Origin of the sequence: Parasediminibacterium paludis (assembly GCF_042651445.1) — a bacterium.
Classification (GTDB): Bacteria; Bacteroidota; Bacteroidia; order Chitinophagales; family Chitinophagaceae; genus Parasediminibacterium; species Parasediminibacterium paludis.
In genome coordinates, this window is the sequence record NZ_JBHSDC010000002.1 from 207,054 (window position 1) to 223,628 (window position 16,575).

At 36.1% G+C, this 16,575-nt stretch carries 14 protein-coding genes; 4 read left to right on the forward strand and 10 right to left on the reverse strand.

Annotation, left to right across the window (positions count from 1 at the left end; genetic code table 11):
* The first annotated feature begins 85 nt into the window (after nucleotides 1–85).
* A complete protein-coding gene (locus ACFOW1_RS01425; RefSeq protein WP_379011755.1) occupies nucleotides 86–2,557 on the forward strand; it encodes an outer membrane beta-barrel protein in 2,472 nt (823 codons plus the stop codon).
* 91 nt (nucleotides 2,558–2,648) lie between these two features.
* On the opposite strand, the gene ACFOW1_RS01430 is transcribed toward ACFOW1_RS01425, so the two are convergent.
* The 6 genes from ACFOW1_RS01430 to ACFOW1_RS01455 all read right to left on the reverse strand — a co-directional run bounded on the left by ACFOW1_RS01430 (nucleotide 2,649) and on the right by ACFOW1_RS01455 (nucleotide 7,644).
* Nucleotides 2,649–3,164, reverse strand: a complete 516-nt coding sequence (locus tag ACFOW1_RS01430; RefSeq protein WP_379011756.1) for a hypothetical protein — start codon at nucleotides 3,162–3,164, stop codon at nucleotides 2,649–2,651.
* A 76-nt stretch (nucleotides 3,165–3,240) separates the two neighbouring features.
* Nucleotides 3,241–3,462, reverse strand: a complete 222-nt coding sequence (locus tag ACFOW1_RS01435) for a hypothetical protein (RefSeq protein ID WP_379011759.1) — start codon at nucleotides 3,460–3,462, stop codon at nucleotides 3,241–3,243.
* 63 nt (nucleotides 3,463–3,525) lie between these two features.
* Nucleotides 3,526–4,305 (reverse strand): (Fe-S)-binding protein, encoded by a 780-nt coding sequence (locus tag ACFOW1_RS01440; protein WP_379011761.1) that lies wholly within the window; start codon nucleotides 4,303–4,305, stop codon nucleotides 3,526–3,528.
* A gap of 233 nt (nucleotides 4,306–4,538) precedes the next feature.
* Entirely contained in the window at nucleotides 4,539–5,813 is a 1,275-nt protein-coding gene (locus tag ACFOW1_RS01445) for a type IX secretion system plug protein (RefSeq protein ID WP_379011763.1), read from the reverse strand.
* 87 nt (nucleotides 5,814–5,900) lie between these two features.
* A complete protein-coding gene (locus tag ACFOW1_RS01450) occupies nucleotides 5,901–6,440 on the reverse strand; it encodes a hypothetical protein (RefSeq protein WP_379011765.1) in 540 nt (179 codons plus the stop codon).
* A gap of 451 nt (nucleotides 6,441–6,891) precedes the next feature.
* Entirely contained in the window at nucleotides 6,892–7,644 is a 753-nt protein-coding gene (locus ACFOW1_RS01455) for a hypothetical protein (protein ID WP_379011766.1), read from the reverse strand.
* Between the two features lie 221 nt (nucleotides 7,645–7,865).
* Between ACFOW1_RS01455 and ACFOW1_RS01460 the strand changes: the two genes are divergently transcribed.
* Nucleotides 7,866–8,183, forward strand: coding sequence for a hypothetical protein (locus ACFOW1_RS01460; protein WP_379011769.1), 318 nt, complete (start codon nucleotides 7,866–7,868; stop codon nucleotides 8,181–8,183).
* Between the two features lie 131 nt (nucleotides 8,184–8,314).
* A complete protein-coding gene (locus tag ACFOW1_RS01465; protein ID WP_379011770.1) occupies nucleotides 8,315–9,550 on the forward strand; it encodes an ABC transporter permease in 1,236 nt (411 codons plus the stop codon).
* 107 nt (nucleotides 9,551–9,657) lie between these two features.
* On the opposite strand, the gene ACFOW1_RS01470 is transcribed toward ACFOW1_RS01465, so the two are convergent.
* A complete protein-coding gene (locus ACFOW1_RS01470) occupies nucleotides 9,658–10,386 on the reverse strand; it encodes a TrmH family RNA methyltransferase (protein WP_379011773.1) in 729 nt (242 codons plus the stop codon).
* Between the two features lie 2 nt (nucleotides 10,387–10,388).
* Here ACFOW1_RS01470 and ACFOW1_RS01475 point away from each other — a divergent pair, with 2 nt between their 5' ends.
* The gene (locus ACFOW1_RS01475; RefSeq protein ID WP_379011775.1) at nucleotides 10,389–12,827 is read left to right on the forward strand and encodes a BamA/TamA family outer membrane protein; all 2,439 of its coding nucleotides are present in this window, start codon (nucleotides 10,389–10,391) and stop codon (nucleotides 12,825–12,827) included.
* A gap of 118 nt (nucleotides 12,828–12,945) precedes the next feature.
* Here ACFOW1_RS01475 and rocD read toward each other — a convergent pair whose 3' ends face one another.
* The 3 genes from rocD to ACFOW1_RS01490 form a co-directional block, all read right to left on the reverse strand.
* On the reverse strand, nucleotides 12,946–14,175 hold the full coding sequence (gene rocD / locus ACFOW1_RS01480; protein WP_379011776.1) for an ornithine--oxo-acid transaminase: 1,230 nt from the start codon (nucleotides 14,173–14,175) through the stop codon (nucleotides 12,946–12,948).
* Nucleotides 14,176–14,486: 311 nt separating this feature from the next.
* Nucleotides 14,487–15,641: a sensor histidine kinase gene (locus ACFOW1_RS01485; RefSeq protein WP_379011778.1), complete on the reverse strand. Its 1,155-nt coding sequence runs from the start codon at nucleotides 15,639–15,641 to the stop codon at nucleotides 14,487–14,489.
* A 228-nt stretch (nucleotides 15,642–15,869) separates the two neighbouring features.
* Nucleotides 15,870–16,517, reverse strand: coding sequence for a carboxypeptidase-like regulatory domain-containing protein (locus ACFOW1_RS01490; RefSeq protein WP_379011779.1), 648 nt, complete (start codon nucleotides 16,515–16,517; stop codon nucleotides 15,870–15,872).
* Between the last annotated feature and the right edge of the window lie 58 nt (nucleotides 16,518–16,575).

Sequence of the window (16,575 nt, forward strand, 5' to 3'; positions counted from 1 at the left end):
TTTTAAAAATAGTATTTTTACCGTTCAAAAAAATAAATTGACTATTAAAAACAGTTTAATATATTTTCAAACCAAAGCAAGCTTAATGAACAGATTTATTTTGGTTTTGTTCGCCGTTCTATCAATTATGCATCTAAAAGCTCAAACAGTGCAAAATACTACGGTCGGTACAAAAAAAGATTTAGGTCTTATCATTGGTAATGTGGTAGATATACAAAATGAAAAACCGATTGCATTTGCCACTTTAATACTGTCCTATAAAGGAGATTCTACTAAAAAGATGGTGCAAGTAGCCGATAAAAATGGCGCTTTTGAATTTGAAAAATTAGCTTTTGGCTATTATCGCCTCACTATTTCTGCTACTGGCTTTGCTAATAATATTTTAGATAGTATCAATATTCGTAGCGAGCGGTACGATTTTAATTTTGGGGATATAAAAATGAAGTCAGCAAGTTCATCTAATCTAGAAGAAATCATTGTATACTCAGAAAAACCATTGATAGAAAATACAGATGGTAAAATTACGTATAATGTGGGTGAAAGTGCTTTAAGTAATGGCTCTTCTACAGCAGAGATTTTAAAAAACATGCCCTTAATTAGTAATGACCCTGATGGAAAAATACTTTTAAAAGGTAAAGAGCCTAAAATATTAATTGATGATAAGCCAACCGATTTAACAACCGATCAATTGAAAGATTTACTGGAAAGTTTGCAAGCCAGTAGCATTGAAAAAATTGAGTTGATGACCAATCCGCCACCACAATATGCCACCGAACAAGGTGGCGTTATTAATATTATTACAAAAAAAGGTAAAATTGGTCTTACTGGAAAAATAACTATCAGCGCTGGTACTAGAGGCGAGGAGAGTTTGGCCGCAAATGCAAGTTATCGTAATCAGAAGTTTTCTACCAATAATATATTAGGTATTTCTGGTAGTGAACTTGCAGGTAATAGCTATTCAAAACGTCAAAATATATATGCCGATTCAACCAATTATTTCAATACCGAAACCAATTGGAAAACCAAAAATCTAAGACCCAATGTACGATCACAATTTGATTATGAAATTAATAAATTCAATCAATTAAATCTGGTGTATCAAGGTAATCTCAATTTTTTTGACAATATTTCTAATACCCAATATACCAATATCAACCGTTTTTTAACGCCTTATAAAATTAGCACCCGAGAAAATAGTAGTGATGGTACAGGCTATAATCATAATCTTACATTTAGTTATACCCATAAAGCTGCTAATCCAGCAGAAATATTACGTGTGTCTGTAATTGGTGGCTTTGGTAAAAATGATAATGGCAAAGACTATTTTCAACAGTTTTTAGATCCTTTTTACCAACCAACTGGTGTAGATTCTACACAATCGCAGTTCTATAATTCTTATAGCAAATCGTTACAAGCTCGTTTAGGATACGATAAACCAATAGATTCTGGTAAACTCTTCTTAACCACAGGTGCTACTTATCAAATTGCTAGTTACCATAATAGCTTGAACACTAAATTTTTCAGTAAGCAAGACAGTAGTTTTGTACCCAACGATTTGTTGAGTAATGATTTTAGATTTAAGCAAGGCATTTTCACAGTCCGTCTTGGATTTACTTATCTGTTTAACCAATCGTTGCGCATAATTGCAGGCGCCCAAGCAGAAAATACCACCACTAATTTTAATTTCATCAAAGGCAACTCAACCGATGTCGGTAATAAATATTGGAATGTGTTGCCCAACGTTACCATTCGTAAAGAATTTAACCGAACATTCAATACGGCATTGGTTTATAGGGCAAGTATTCGTAGGCCAGATTTGGGGCAACTCAATCCAAATATCGATTATAGCGACCCATACAATATTCGTTTTGGTAATCCTTTTTTGTCGCCTTCTTTGGCTGATAATTTCGATTGGAACCTTAGCTTAATTAAGGGTAAATATTACATCAATACATCCCTTGGGTATAACAATGTAAAAAATGTGGTTTATCTAATTCGCACCTTATTAGATGCTGGCAAAACGCAACTCACTTACCAAAATATTGCTAACCGTCAAGAGTATGAGGCGAGCATTTGGGGTGGCTACACGTTCACAAAAAAACTACGTGTTAATGCAAGTGTAGGTTACACATTTAATAAATATAGCGATGCCGAAAAACAATTGTTTAAATACAAGGACGGAGGCAGCTTTTACACCAGTTTCAACTACAGTTTTACACCTACCAATTTGCTCACATTTGAAGGTAATACCAGGTATAATAGTTATGCTGACCCTCAAGGACGCAGCCGTAGCAACATAACCATGAATCTAGGTGTGCAGCGTAAATTTTTTAATAAACGTGTGATTGTTAGCTTTAATATTTTCGATCCATTTACCACACAACAATACACCACCTACACTTACGGCAGCAACTTTAACATAGAAAATTACAGCAGTACAAACACCCGAAATTATCGTTTAAGTATTAGTTATCAGCTTAGTAAAATCATCAAAAAAAGCGCCCTAAGTGATAAAGAGCGCCAAGCTGCCTTAGATAAACTGAAAAAGAAAGCGTAGATTTTTAATGTCACCAACAGTTGTGCTCTACTACAATGATGCTTCCGTTGCATCGCATATTTGCATGTTGTTGAATTGAATGAGGCTTTTGCTAGCCTTGGCTTGCTATCGCAAATTTGCTGGCCAACCAACTGTTATTAGCGGGTGCAATCCATTTGCTTTCAAGTTCTTGCTTTGTAGCTACAAGGTTATTAAAATACAAGGTTTCTGGTTTGATAAACCCATTAGTAATGGCGTGATTTAAATGTGCCAATGGCAGCAATTCAACCTTGTCTTTCAATATAAAAGCTAAGTTTTGGCGGTTAAACATATCCACCTTAAAGCGTTGTTCGATGTCTTTTATCAATCGTACACTACTATCTGTACTACAGCCACTTACACCTGCAGCCGTTTCATCGGCCATGATTACTATAAACTGCCCAAAAAATAAATTGGCATAGCCTTTCACAGGTGTGCCATGCGTTTTCCAATCCGCTACAAAACTGTTGAGCATGGGTTCTATTTCAAAAGCTTCGCTCATGCTAAACAAACGGCTACTTTGGTAAATCCAAACTCTTGAATTATCGTGAAAATCTGCTGGTAAGTATTGTTGAAAATCTAAGTTCATAGTTGTGAAAAGTGAATTGTGAAAAGTCAATGGTGAGTAGTCAATAGTCCATGGCAAACAGGCAATGGTAAATAGTCTATCGACTATCGTCTTTCTTTGGTTCGCTATTAAAAGTACTAATGAAATAAGCACCGACCAAGGCCGCTGCTACCTTAAAAAACAAGTTTTTCATTGCCCATATTTCAGTCCAAATTAATTTGCCTTTTATGGTATCAAAACCTATATCTATCAATAATAAAATAGGCAATAGTATTATAAACCAAGTTGCCAATTTCTTCCAGTTGATGGATTGTTTCATACATTATTTGTTTGCAACACCTGTCAGGTTTTAAAACCTGACAGGTCTGAATGATAATACTAGTTAACCCAAACTTTCAGCTATCAATTCTGCGACATCCATTACCACTACCTCATTTTCTTTCTCTCGGTTTTTAACGCCGTCGCTCATCATAGTATTGCAAAAAGGGCAAGCAGCAGCAATAATACTAGCGCCTGTAGCTAAGGCTTCATCGGCTCGTTCTATATTTATTCTTTTATCGCCAGGTTCGTCTTCTTTAAACATTTGCGCACCACCAGCACCACAGCACAAACCATTGGTACGGCAACGTTTCATTTCTATCAATTCTGCGTCTAACGCTTCTAATACTTGTCTTGGTGCTTCGTATATATCATTGGCACGACCTAGGTAGCAGCTATCGTGGTACGATATTTTTTTACCCTTAAAAGTGCCACCGCCTTGTAACACTACTTTACCTTCATTAATCAATTGTTGTAAAAAAGTGGTGTGGTGTATCACCTCGTAATGTCCGCCTAATTCTGGGTACTCGTTTTTAAGTGTATTAAAGCAGTGTGGGCAAGTAGTTACAATTTTCTTAATGCCATAGCCATTCAACACTTGTATGTTTTGGTAAGCCATCATTTGAAACAAAAACTCGTTACCAGCCCGTCTCGCAGGGTCGCCAGTGCAAGCTTCTTCTTTGCCCAAAATGGCGTAGTTAATACCCACTTTATTTAAAATGGTGGCAAATGCCTTGGTTATTTTTTGGGCTCTTTGGTCAAAACTACCAGCACAGCCTACCCAAAATAATACATCTGGTGTTTGTCCAGAAGCCATCATTTCTGCCATTGTATTCACCTTCATATTCATCCTATTATTTGCAACGAAAGTAATTGATTTTATCCATCACCAAATAGACAGAAAGACACATAAATATGTTTGTAAAGGACATTACTTTCTATTGAGCCTTTGTAGCTATAAGGTGAGAAAATTTAAAGCTAAACCTTGCTTGTTTTTGATTTACCAAATAGACAGATACATACATAAATTTATTTGTAAAATGCATTACTTTCTATTGTGACTATGTGGTGAAAAAACTAATACCCAACTCTACCAGTTCTAGAATTAACGGTAGCAATGCCTACTAATTCATCGTGGCGTGCGCTGTAGCTGCGATAATATACAAATATGGTATAGTCATTTTCTGTTTCCCAATAGTTGCCTTCTGTAAACGATGCTTCGGTTTTTTTTGTGGCTTTGTCTTTAGCCACAAAAGCATAATCGTAATAGCCTTGCTTTAAGTAGAGTGTTTTTTCGTACACGCCTTTGGTTGCGTTGTACACAAGCGCACTATTGCTATTGAGTTTGTTATCGGTTAATTCGCCCAATAGGTATAGCTCTTTGTCTGCATATGGTTGGTTACCTTCAGGCACAAACGTGAAGGTAACATTGGCATAATCTGTCTGCCACCAATTGTTCACATTTTCAGTGCTTACAATATTCATCCAGCCATTATAGTCTTTGTAATACAAATAGCGCTGTGCAATTCTTGGCCCATCGGGTTTTACAAGCACGTTATTGGGTTGCACATTTTTATCAATGCTTGCAATGCGTTCGCTTTCAAAACGAAAGCTTCGTAAATCCACCCAACGGTACTCTTTACCTGCTTCAAAAATACCACCATGTTCGCCATCGTATTCTAGCAAATTACCACGTACAAAAGCTATTGGCACATTGTAATGCATATTATCAGTACGATTGTTTTGCATGATGCAAGTGGTGAGTTGCTGCATGGGGTTTTGCGCATTTAGCCGCGATACATCTACACTAAACTGTACTTTTTGGTGCGTTCTACCTATCTGGTTGTCAAATGGCACCATTATTTGCCCACCCACATTGGCACGACTATCAAGCACATACAAGCGTTTGGTAAAAGCAAGTTCTGTGGTATCACCGTTTAAAAAAACTTTCAGTAAATAGTTGCCGCTTTTGGTAGGCATACAATTTCTGTCGGGTAGCGTGGCTTGGTAATGTACATAATTGGTTTGTGCAATTGATGATGGTCTGTATTGATTCAAGCGTTGTTGTTGGTAGCCTTTTAAGTAGTCAAAACCACTCAAGTCAGCAGGTTCCCAATTAGCATTGCACAAAGTAAAGGTGTAGTAATAGTTTTTTACATAGCCATCCATATCATCAAAATGCAGCTCCAATAAATCGGTAGAATTAAGGTTGATAATAGGCAGACTTTCTTGGTTATTTTCTTGAAATAGTTTTACCGTTTTAATGCAGGGCATTACAACATTATCTGTATTTGTTTGTGCTGATACACTAATAGACCACAATAATATGCTACAAAAGAATAGGCGTTTCATTTGGTAAAAGTAAAGGGTGAGGATGGTTTATCAACCTAGATTTGATTTAAGAGCTAGATTATTATTTCTTTTGAAATACTTAAAAAATCAAGGATTAGGACTCTCAACTTTCCATCCATTCTCTAATAATTTTTTAATAAATTCATTTTTATCTAAAGCTTCATACGGGCTTAGAATTTTATATTTTAGACTTAAAACTATTTGAATAAGTTTCAATAAATCAGAATTTGAAGATGAAAAACTACTATATGATATAATTAGAAAATAGATAAGATATATAATACAGCTGAACACAATCAGACCTAAGGGCATTCGATTTATGTAAGAAATTGAAACAAGTATATAACCAATACAAAACAAATGAAAAGCTATTAAAGTTAGAATCGATTGTCTTTCAATCTTTTTGTGTAAATCTTTACATGAGGTACACCTTGGAATACCAAGATTTATTTCGCTGTATTTTACATTACGATAGACTATTAAATCAAGCCTACTTTTTTCTTTGAAAATTTTAAAATAAAAACTTTCATCTTCGTTATTGACTGTTGCGTTACCGCAATAGCTACAAATTCTATCTAAAGGTTTGAATCTTTGCTTGTCTGTGTCAAAGTAATAATTTTCAAGCATATTAATTCCTTAGTTGATTTCTTATTGTTTAAGTATTATTAAAAATGGCCAATCTTTATGATGTTTCAACTTGTTACTAGGAGGTTTAATATTATTAAACTAGTACCTATGCAAGATATATTCTTTGTCTCAAATTTTTGCTTCTTTTTAGTGCCAAATACCTGCTTCTATATTGAAGAGGATAATATGCTTTCTCAAACGGCTGCCTTTTGAGTCCAAGTAAATCTGCATGAAAGTAAACGGTCGCCGTTTGGGGTTAAGTCAATTTGCATGAAGGTAAACGGCCGCCTTTTGAGTCCAAGTAAATCTGCATGAAAGTAAACGGTCGCCGTTTGAGCCCAAGTCAATTTGCATAAAGGTAAAAGGTCGCTTTTTGGCTTTAAGATAGCAATGTTTGTCTTTATATCTTTAGTTATCAATAAACTAGAACTAAGAACAACCAAATTTGGTGTTATTGATTTTCATATTTTATGTCAGCAATATTTATCCAGCCATACTTTTTTATCTTTTTCTTATTCCTAATACTCACTAATAAATAATTTCCACACATATCAAAAACGTATGCTTTCTCACCGATGCTATATCTGTTAAAAGTCTTGTATCTATCATCAGGCATAGATTTGAAATACCCGTTTTTTTTGATTGAAACAATAGTAGGCCCAACTATATCATCTGGTTTGGGTTCAAATGTTGCGGCAGGCATATTTTGTTTGCTCACATTTGTATAACTGTAACAAAATCGACAACCTGCACCTGACCATGGATCTAAAACTAAATTTTTACCTTTTAGAGATAATTCAATTTTTAATTCACCGTGTCGTAAACCATCGAATCCGTTTGGTTTCTTGGAATAGTAGGATGAATTAGAGAGAAATTCGGACGCTGTTACAGTGTTTATTATACAAAACACCTTCCCCTTGTCATTGAAAAGAAAGCCACAATAAATTGGCGTTCTATATATTTTCTTTGAAGCGATTTCTAGAAAATAATCACCTATGTTGGTTCTACATATTTTTACATATAATCCACCATCATTGCCACTTTTATAGCTCCCCACAAATGATGCTATATCTTGTGAAAAGCCCATAAGAGTCGCAATAAGTAGTACAAAACTCAATAACAATATTTTCATAAAGCCTTCAATTAAATTATAAATGGTTATTTCTAAATGGTTTCTCTCTATGTCGCCAAGAGGTTGTTGCAACTCTTTTAACTCACTGTAACTTAAGCAAGCTATTGTCTTTTCTAATATTTCTATGTCATTTTTGCTACAGCCTAACTTTTTTCAATTCTTAGCTTTATACCCTAGGCGTATTTTACTTTGCTAAAAAAATGTTATCGTTATTTCTAAATGTTATCGTATTTAAACTTAAAGAAAAGCACCGAGTCTTTACTACATTACCAAATAAAAAAAACAAACAAACCATGAAAAAAGTAATTTTAATCGCAGCCACAGGCCTTTTGTTAAGTGTAGCATCAATGGCGCAAACGACTACACCTTCTACCGACAAAAAAGCCGACATGAAGGATTTACGTAAAGACATTCGTGCAGAACGTAAAGAGAAGCGTGAACGTGCCGCTGATCTTAAAGCAGGCAATAAAGCAGCTGCAAAAGCAGAAACCAAAGAAATAAAAGCTGACAAAAAAGATGTTGCGGCTGACGCAAAAGATTTGAAAAAAGATGGTGTAAAGCATCCAATAAAAAGAGCTGAACGCCAAATACGCAAAGCAAACAAAGGTTAATACCTTAATGCTATGAAGCTTTTACAACAGCCTGTTATGTTACATAACAGGCTGTTGTGTTATTTGTAGCTTTTTACAACCCACAACATCCAAAACATTTGTAGTTTTAGCCACTAAATAATCCCACTATTTTGAGTATTGCTATTACTATTGCAAAGCGGATTGCTTTTAACCAACAGCAATCTTTTTCTCGCTTTATTATTCGCTTATCTATTGCTGCTACGGCTTTAAGTGTGGCTGCTATGATTATGACTTTGGCTTTTGTAAATGGCTTTGAAAAAACCGTAAGCGAAAAGGTATTTAGTTTTTGGGGACATGTAAGGGTACAGCATTATTCTAATGCTAAAAATCTCATTAGCGAAGAAACACCTATCGACAAAAATGACACCGTGTTACGCATCATAAGCCAACAACTCTTCTTTAGATCTGTGCAAGCTTTTGCCACCAAAAGTGCGGTGCTAGAAAAAAATAAAGAAATAGAAGGCGTCTTGTTTAAAGGTGTGGAAGCAAACTACGACAGTGTCACGTTTCGTCAATTTTTAAAGCAAGGTCGATGGCTACACTTTGGAGATAGTAGCTATGCGAAGGAGATTATCGTCTCTATGCCTATGGCTAAAGCCTTGCAAATAGCGGTAAACGATACGATTAAAATTCATTTTATATCGCAAGACGCAAGTATTGCCAATGCTGCTAGAAAGCTAGTGGTAGTAGGTATTTTTAACACTGGTATAGAAGAGTATGATAAAATATTTGCTGTTGGCGATTTGCGATTAATTCAACGTTTGAACAACTGGCAGCCCAACCAAATAGGTGGTTATGAAATATTGATGAGCGATTACTCAAAAATGAATGCGTTTAATGCGCAACTAAAAGACCAACTGCCTACCGAATGGCTAAGTAGAACCATCAAAGAAACCTATCCTAATATTTTCGATTGGCTAAATGTGCAAGACACCAATAAGTATGTGGTGTTTATTATTATGGGTATTGTGGCCATTATCAATTTGGTTACTTGCCTGCTGATATTGGTACTAGAACGTACCCGCATGATTGGTATATTGAAAGCTATCGGCGCTACCAATACCGCTATTCAGGAGATATTTTTGTACTATGCTAGTTTTATTTCTTTGGCAGGAATAGGTTTGGGCTTACTGATAGGGGTGGGGCTTTGCTTGCTGCAACAATCTACGCATTTTATTCATATGGACGAAGCCTTGTACTATGTTGCGTATGCGCCCATTCATATTATTTGGTGGCAAGTAGCCACGGTATGTTTGGTAGCTGCGGTGGTATGCTTTTTAGCGCTCATTATTCCAACCCTCATCGTAAAAAATATTAAGCCTGTAAAAGCGATACAGTTTAGGTAAGCTATCTGTCTGAACCTTGATTTGATAGGATTAAATTGATTAAAGGGATTTAAGCGTTGATGGCATTATTCTGCAAATCCAAAAAATCCTTCCTTCCAAATCCCAGTTTAGACGATTAAATGCGATACAATAATACCTGTTGCTACTGCTGCATTGAGGCTTTCAGCGCCACCAATTCTTGGGATGGTTACTGGGTGAGAAATAAATGGTAATAAGTCATTACTAATGCCATTGCCTTCGCTGCCTATTACCAAAATACCTGCTGTTGGCTTTTGTATTTGGTAAATAGATTTGCCCGCAAGCAAGGCGCCAAATACAGGTACTTGAGCTGTTGTAAGCGTGGTAGCAAGGTCTTGATACCACAATTTGGTACGTAAAAAACTACCCATAGTACTTTGAATCACTTTAGGGTTGTACAATTCCACTGTATCTAAACTGCAAATAATTTGTGTGATACCAAACCAATCTGCAATGCGAATAATGGTACCTAAATTACCTGGATCTTGAATACCGTCCAATACCAAACTAAGGCCGTTTGAAAAATTTGCTGCAGTATTGGCTACTTGTTGTTTAACAATTGCCAGTACCTGATTAGGGCTTTGTAAGTTACTAATCCGGGCTAATTCTTGCTCAGTGATGGTAATAATTTCTACCTGTTTGGCTGAATTATTGGCTTGCCATTGTTCAGTAGCGTAAATAGTGTTAATGGTAAAATCACTTGTTAGCAGTTCGTTTACTAGCTTCGGACCTTCGGCAATAAACAAGCCTTCTTGCTGTCTTTGCTTTTTGTGGTACAAACTTTGAATATATTTGACTTCATTCTTACTTAGCATCATTTATGATTTTTGTTAGCAACAGCATTTCGCGTCAAAAAATACTTGGTTTAGTCGGTATCACCTTACTATTTGCTGCTTGCAGTAGTGTGAAAGAATTTCCTATAGACAAACCTTTTGTTTTCTCAAACAAAATATCGCTTAAAAATAACGTGGGTAAAGATGAGAAAAAACGGCTAACATTAGAACTTGATAATTATTGGGATGATAGTTTGAAAGCTAGAAAAGTACAGCAATTTGGCTTTATATATCGTTTAAAAACGCCACCCGTTTACGATAGCGCCAATATAAGCCGCAGTCGTGGATTCATGAACGCCTATTTAAACTCCCAAGGCTATTACTATGCCACGTTTAAAGATTCGGTAACCATCGATTCTGTTCATGTAAAAGAAAGAATCAGCGGCATTTTAAGCAAGCGTGTACCAATGGTACAATTGCGAACCAATATTGAGTTTTTGATAGATGTGGGTAAACGTATAACAATCGATTCAGTAGGCTTTGCCATGATAGATACCTTACACAAGCCAATAGACTCAACCTTGCAAAATATTACATTGGCACAAGCAACGTATAGTTTGTTGAAAAAAGGTAATCCTTACTCCAAGCAATTAGTAAGTGATGAGTTGGATAGATTGGCATACTTATATCGAAGCAATGGGTATTATAATTTAAATAGAGAAGATATTTATGCGCTTGCAGATACTTTAGATACTAAATTATTAACGCTTTCAATCGATCCATTAGCGCAGGTACAACTTATCAATGAAGCTGCCAAAGCTCGTAAAGAAGACCCCAAATGGCGCTTTACAATAATGCTAAAAAACAGCAATGATACGCTAAAATTGAAGCAATATCATATAGGTAATTTGTACTATTACCCAGATATTAAAAATGTGTATTACAATGCCGATTCCTTGATAGCAAGAAAAAACTTCAAAACGTCTGTTTATAAAAATGGCGTTATGCGCTTTGATGAAGACAAGTTTGGATTTAGGCCTTTGCGCGAACACACTTATTTGTCTCGTGGCGGATTATATGATGAAAACGCCTATTACAAAAGCATTAATAAACTCAATCAAATTGGGTCTTGGAAGCAAGTAGACGCAAAAGCCGTTGTGCGACCAAATACAGACAGTATTGATATTCACTTTTTTTTATTGCCAGCACCAAAACAAAGTTGGGGAATAGATTTTGAAGGTAGTAGAAACACTGGTGACATAGGTTCGGGCAATTTATTGGGCCTAGCAACTAATTTAACTTATAAAAATAGAAACGTATGGAAACAAGCCATACAATCGATAACACAAGCAAGGTTTGGCTTTGAGTTCAATATTGATAAGCAAGTAGCGAATGCTGCGCCAAAGCCTTTTGTGCAAACCCAACAGTTAACAGTATCTCACAGTTATAGTTTCCCCAGAATTATTCAGCCATTTAAAAACTGGAAATGGCTGAACGATAAGATTAATAATCTTGATAATAAGAAAACCATTTTCAGTGCGCAAGGGTCTTATACCAATCGCATTGATTATTATCAACTACGTTCGTTGAACCTCAATTTTGGCTTTGATTATACCAAGGGTAATGTCTCTACGCAGTTTCGCTTTCCTAATATAGAATTGTATAAGGTAGATACTTTGGCTGGGTTAATTCAGTTATTCAAGGACAATCCTTTTTTGCGCAATTCCTTCAGAAATGGGAATGTAGTTGGGGTAAGTTTGGCAAAAAATATATTGTTTAGTGGCGACGATAAATCTAAGATTCATAATATCAGATTATTTGCCGAGGAAAGTGGTTTGCTTACAAGTTTTTTACCCAATATAAGCGATCAAATATTTTCATATTTAAAGCTTGAAGGCGAGTATCGCTACTTAAAAAAATACACCAAAGATGAGTTGGCTTTGAGGGCTTTTGTAGGTGCTGCTTTGCCTAAAAATGGACAAACCATTCCTGTTTTCAAACAATATTTCGTAGGTGGCCCCAATAGTATGCGGGCATGGGGACTTCGTCAGTTAGGGCTTGGTTCTTCGCTCAGTGCAGATACAAGTACCTCAGGTTATACGGATAGATTTGGCGATTTTAACCTTGAATTCAATACAGAATATCGTTTTTTATTAGCCACTATTGCTGGTGTAAAAGTGGGCAGTGCTTTATTTGCAGATATTGGTAATGTGTGGAATATTCGGCAAGATCCCAATAATGCAGATGCTACTTTAAGCCTCAAAAACTTTGGACGAGATTTAGCAATAGGCGTGGGTACAGGTGTGCGCTTAGATTTTTCTTTCTTTTTAATACGGGTAGATTTTGCCTACAAGCTCAAAGATCCGGCTAGAGTAGCCAACAATGGCTGGACTGATTTCAGAAATTTTGAATGGACGGATACAAGATTGAATGGTGTAAAAATTAAAAATTATGCCTTTCAATTAGGTATTGGTTTGCCTTTTTAAAAGGCAAACCAATACTGTTTTATTTCTATTCAGCCAGCGCTTTGACTACTATTGAGTTTCTGTTGCGTCGCACTACCGATAGCTATCAGTAAGCTCGTTTCGAACTTTCAGCAGCAACTTAAAATCCTTTTAGTGATTTAGCTATTATTTCTACGCTTTCTAACACCTGCTCTTTATTAATAATTAACGGTGGCGCAAAGCGAATTTTATCTCCATGCGTAGGTTTTGCAAGCAAGCCATTGTCTTTCATCGCAAGGCAAATATCCCAAGCTGCTTCCGGGTTTTCATGTTGAATTACAATGGCATTTAATAAACCTCTACCTCTGATGGTTTTTATTAAAGGCGATTGAATTTTTGCTAATTCCGCTCTTAATAAAATGCCCATAGCTGTTGCGTTTTCAGCCATTTGTTCATCTTTTAATACTTGCAAAGAAGCCATCGCAACTGCACAAGCCAAAGGATTACCACCGTATGTGCTACCATGTTCACCTGGCTTAATATTTAGCATGATGTCATCATCCGCAAGTATGGCTGCTACAGGCATGGTTCCACCGCTTAATGCTTTGCCCAATATTAAAATATCTGGTCTTACGGCTTCATAATCGCAGGCTAATAATTTACCTGTTCTACAAAGCCCCGTTTGAATTTCATCGGCAATAAACAACACATTGTATTTTGTACAAAGTGCTCTCACTTGTTGTAAATAACCATCATCTGGCAATACTACACCAGCTTCACCTTGTATAGGTTCTACCATAAATGCTGCCACATTACTGTCTTGTAAAGCAGCTTCTAAAGCAGCAATATCGTTGTAAGGAACTAAACCAAAACCGGGCATAAAGGGCCCAAATCCCTTATAACTACTTGGGTCGGTAGAGGATGAAATGGCTGCAAGTGTTCTGCCCCAAAAATTTCCTTCCGCAAAAATGATTTTTGCTTGATTTTCTAGAACACCTTTTCTATCGTAAGCCCAGCGTCTTGCCAATTTAATGGCCGTTTCACCACCTTCCACGCCGGTATTCATTGGCAGCACTTTGTCGTAACCAAAATAGCTCGTAATAAACTTTGAATATTCACCTAGTAAATTGTTGTGAAAAGCACGGCTGGTGAGGGTTAGCTTACTGGCTTGTGTGGTTAAGGCGGCTATTATTTTCGGGTGACAATGCCCTTGATTGACAGCAGAATAACCACTTAAAAAATCGTAATAACGTTTGCCATCCACATCGTACAAAAAGACACCCTCACCACGGTCAAGCACTACTGGTAAAGGGTGGTAATTGTGTGCACCAAATTGTTCTTCTAAATGTAAATAATAAGAGCTACGCTCAGATAAAGTATGCGTGTTCATAAACGTGGATTGTGAGAAGTGATCCCGATAGCTATCAGGAGTAAAATATAAAATTGGAAATCGTTAGTAGTTAGTAAGTTATTCAATAAAATAACTTTGCAACCAATGGCAAACAAATTGCCTTAGTATCTGGGGTGCGCTAATAAATCTAAATTCTGACGGAGAAAAATCATTGTAAGCTATATTCTGAAGCAATGATACAGAAATTACTTTAATTGCAGCTCACGAATTATTTACAATTACTCTATTGGCAGGAATTCTGAAGTGAAAAAATCAGTGTAACGTCATTCAATCTGCGTTATTTTCAAAGATTATTTGTTTAATATGACTCTGAAAGTCGTGCCTTTGTTCACTTCGCTATGTAGAACAAATATTTGTCCCTTATGATATTGTTCTATAATGCGTTTGGTAAGTGTTAAACCAAGACCCCAACCACGTTTTTTTGTTGAAAAACCTGGCTTAAATACTTTGGCGATATTGGCTTTTGTAATGCCTTTTCCTGTATCTGAAACATCTATAATTATTTGTGAAGCAGTATCTTTAATACTAACAGCTATTTTGCCTTTGCCTTCTATCGCATCAAGGGCATTTTTAAGCAAGTTTTCAATCACCCAATCGAACAATGGCGGACAAATAAGCGAAGGAATATTGGTTTCATCAAAAGCTTCAAGTTCAAATATTACTTTGCCACTAGCACGTTTTTTTATGTAGTCTATCATGTTTTGCACCTGCTCAATGATATTTTTTTCTTCAAGGTTTGGTATACTACCTATTTTACCAAAACGGTCGGTAATCAATAGTAAACGTTGTACATCTTTTTCAATTTCAGGTACAATTTTTTCATTGCCTTCAATATCTCGCATCATTTCTATCCAGCCTTGTAAACTGCTTACAGGTGTACCTAACTGGTGAGCCGTTTCTTTTGCCAGGCCTGCCCATATTTGATTTTGTGTACTTTTAAAATTGGCTCGTTGCGCCATTACTAAAATGATGATAAATAAGGCTACTATAACAAGCTGTACTATGGGATAATATTTTACTTCTTTCAGTAATTGACTTTCGCCATAATAGTATTTATTAGCGGTATATGGCTTTTCTTTTATAACGAGTATTACAGGTGGTGCGTAAGCTTTAAATGTTTCTAATGTTGTGGCAAGATAATTTTTATCTTGCTTGATAGCTATGGTATCGAGATTTAAATAGTTATAAGTAAGGCTATCTTTTTCGTTGGTTTCTATAATAGGAATACTTTTATTTTCGCTAGCTATTTTTGTGGCTAAGTTAATGCTCGCAGTATCTGACGCATTTAGGATAGTGTGTTGGGCCTCAACCAATATTTCTACATTTTTACGCTCTTGTATGGCTATTTTTTTGGCTAAGAATTGGGAGTACAAAATAGTACCACTTATAATAAATACCGCAACTAATCCTAATATAGTGCGCCAATTAAGCCATTGTTGAATCATGACTCTAAAGTAAGGGTTTATCTTTTACTAAGTAGGTATAGAAAAGTCCTTTATAGGTTTGCTTAGGTAAAATTATATATAAGTAAAAATGTATATAGCAGGCTATCATAGCGTGGTGATAGAACAGCGGCATATGAGTACTAAATCTGGTTGTATAAATTTTTTATAAATAAATATTACTTTAAAATATTAGCATCTCAGGCTAATACGCTGTTGACAATTTTGCTATTATTGTTTGCTCTTGAAGTCTCCTCTTTTCCATGCTTTAATAAAATCTGCCCATGCAAATGGATTAAGAATATTCATTGGGGCAGTTTGGCCTGCGTAATAAGCCTTAGTTGCTTGCTGACGCAGTTGGTAATTTACAGCTTCTTTACCATCGGCAGGTAAAGTTGCAAGCAAAATTCTGCGTGCAGCTTCGTTGGTATTTTGTCGTGCAATTTCGTAGGCATCATCTGGTACACGGGTATTTACGAAGTCACGCTCAAACTGTTCACGTGATGGTCTTGGTTTTAAAATCGTGGCAGGTAAATAAGTGGTATCGTTTACTAATAATTGAATGACACTATATTGATTGTCGGTAAGGTTGGTAGGAATATCGATGATTTTTTCTTTGAAGCCAATAGATGAAAACATAATTCTGTCGCCTTTAAGCACCGCAATTGAGAAAATACCATCGTTATTTGTAATGGTACCTCGACCTTTACCTAAAACAACCACACTCGCAGAAGGTACACCACGTAAGCTATCGGCTGTCATAACCACACCAAATAGTTGAATCACAGAATCTTTTGATGGCTGTGTTTGCTGCGCTTTAATAGTTGTGATAGTGGCAAGGCTAACCAACAACAAAATGATGCGTATACTTTGTTTCATGCGGTATAAAATTACGGAAGTTTCTACTAAAATACAAAACAGGGCTAGGCAATTTTTG

Bases quoted from the DNA above. Each gene is read 5' to 3' on its own strand.
- ACFOW1_RS01425 (WP_379011755.1), top strand. From the start codon at position 86: ATGAACAGATTTATTTTGGTTTTGTTCGCCGTTCTATCAATTATGCAT.
- ACFOW1_RS01430 (WP_379011756.1), bottom strand. From the start codon at position 3,164: ATGAACTTAGATTTTCAACAATACTTACCAGCAGATTTTCACGATAAT.
- ACFOW1_RS01435 (WP_379011759.1), bottom strand. From the start codon at position 3,462: ATGAAACAATCCATCAACTGGAAGAAATTGGCAACTTGGTTTATAATA.
- ACFOW1_RS01440 (WP_379011761.1), bottom strand. From the start codon at position 4,305: ATGAAGGTGAATACAATGGCAGAAATGATGGCTTCTGGACAAACACCA.
- ACFOW1_RS01445 (WP_379011763.1), bottom strand. From the start codon at position 5,813: ATGAAACGCCTATTCTTTTGTAGCATATTATTGTGGTCTATTAGTGTA.
- ACFOW1_RS01450 (WP_379011765.1), bottom strand. From the start codon at position 6,440: ATGCTTGAAAATTATTACTTTGACACAGACAAGCAAAGATTCAAACCT.
- ACFOW1_RS01460 (WP_379011769.1), top strand. From the start codon at position 7,866: ATGAAAAAAGTAATTTTAATCGCAGCCACAGGCCTTTTGTTAAGTGTA.
- ACFOW1_RS01470 (WP_379011773.1), bottom strand. From the start codon at position 10,386: ATGATGCTAAGTAAGAATGAAGTCAAATATATTCAAAGTTTGTACCAC.
- ACFOW1_RS01475 (WP_379011775.1), top strand. From the start codon at position 10,389: ATGATTTTTGTTAGCAACAGCATTTCGCGTCAAAAAATACTTGGTTTA.
- rocD (WP_379011776.1), bottom strand. From the start codon at position 14,175: ATGAACACGCATACTTTATCTGAGCGTAGCTCTTATTATTTACATTTA.
- ACFOW1_RS01485 (WP_379011778.1), bottom strand. From the start codon at position 15,641: ATGATTCAACAATGGCTTAATTGGCGCACTATATTAGGATTAGTTGCG.
- ACFOW1_RS01490 (WP_379011779.1), bottom strand. From the start codon at position 16,517: ATGAAACAAAGTATACGCATCATTTTGTTGTTGGTTAGCCTTGCCACT.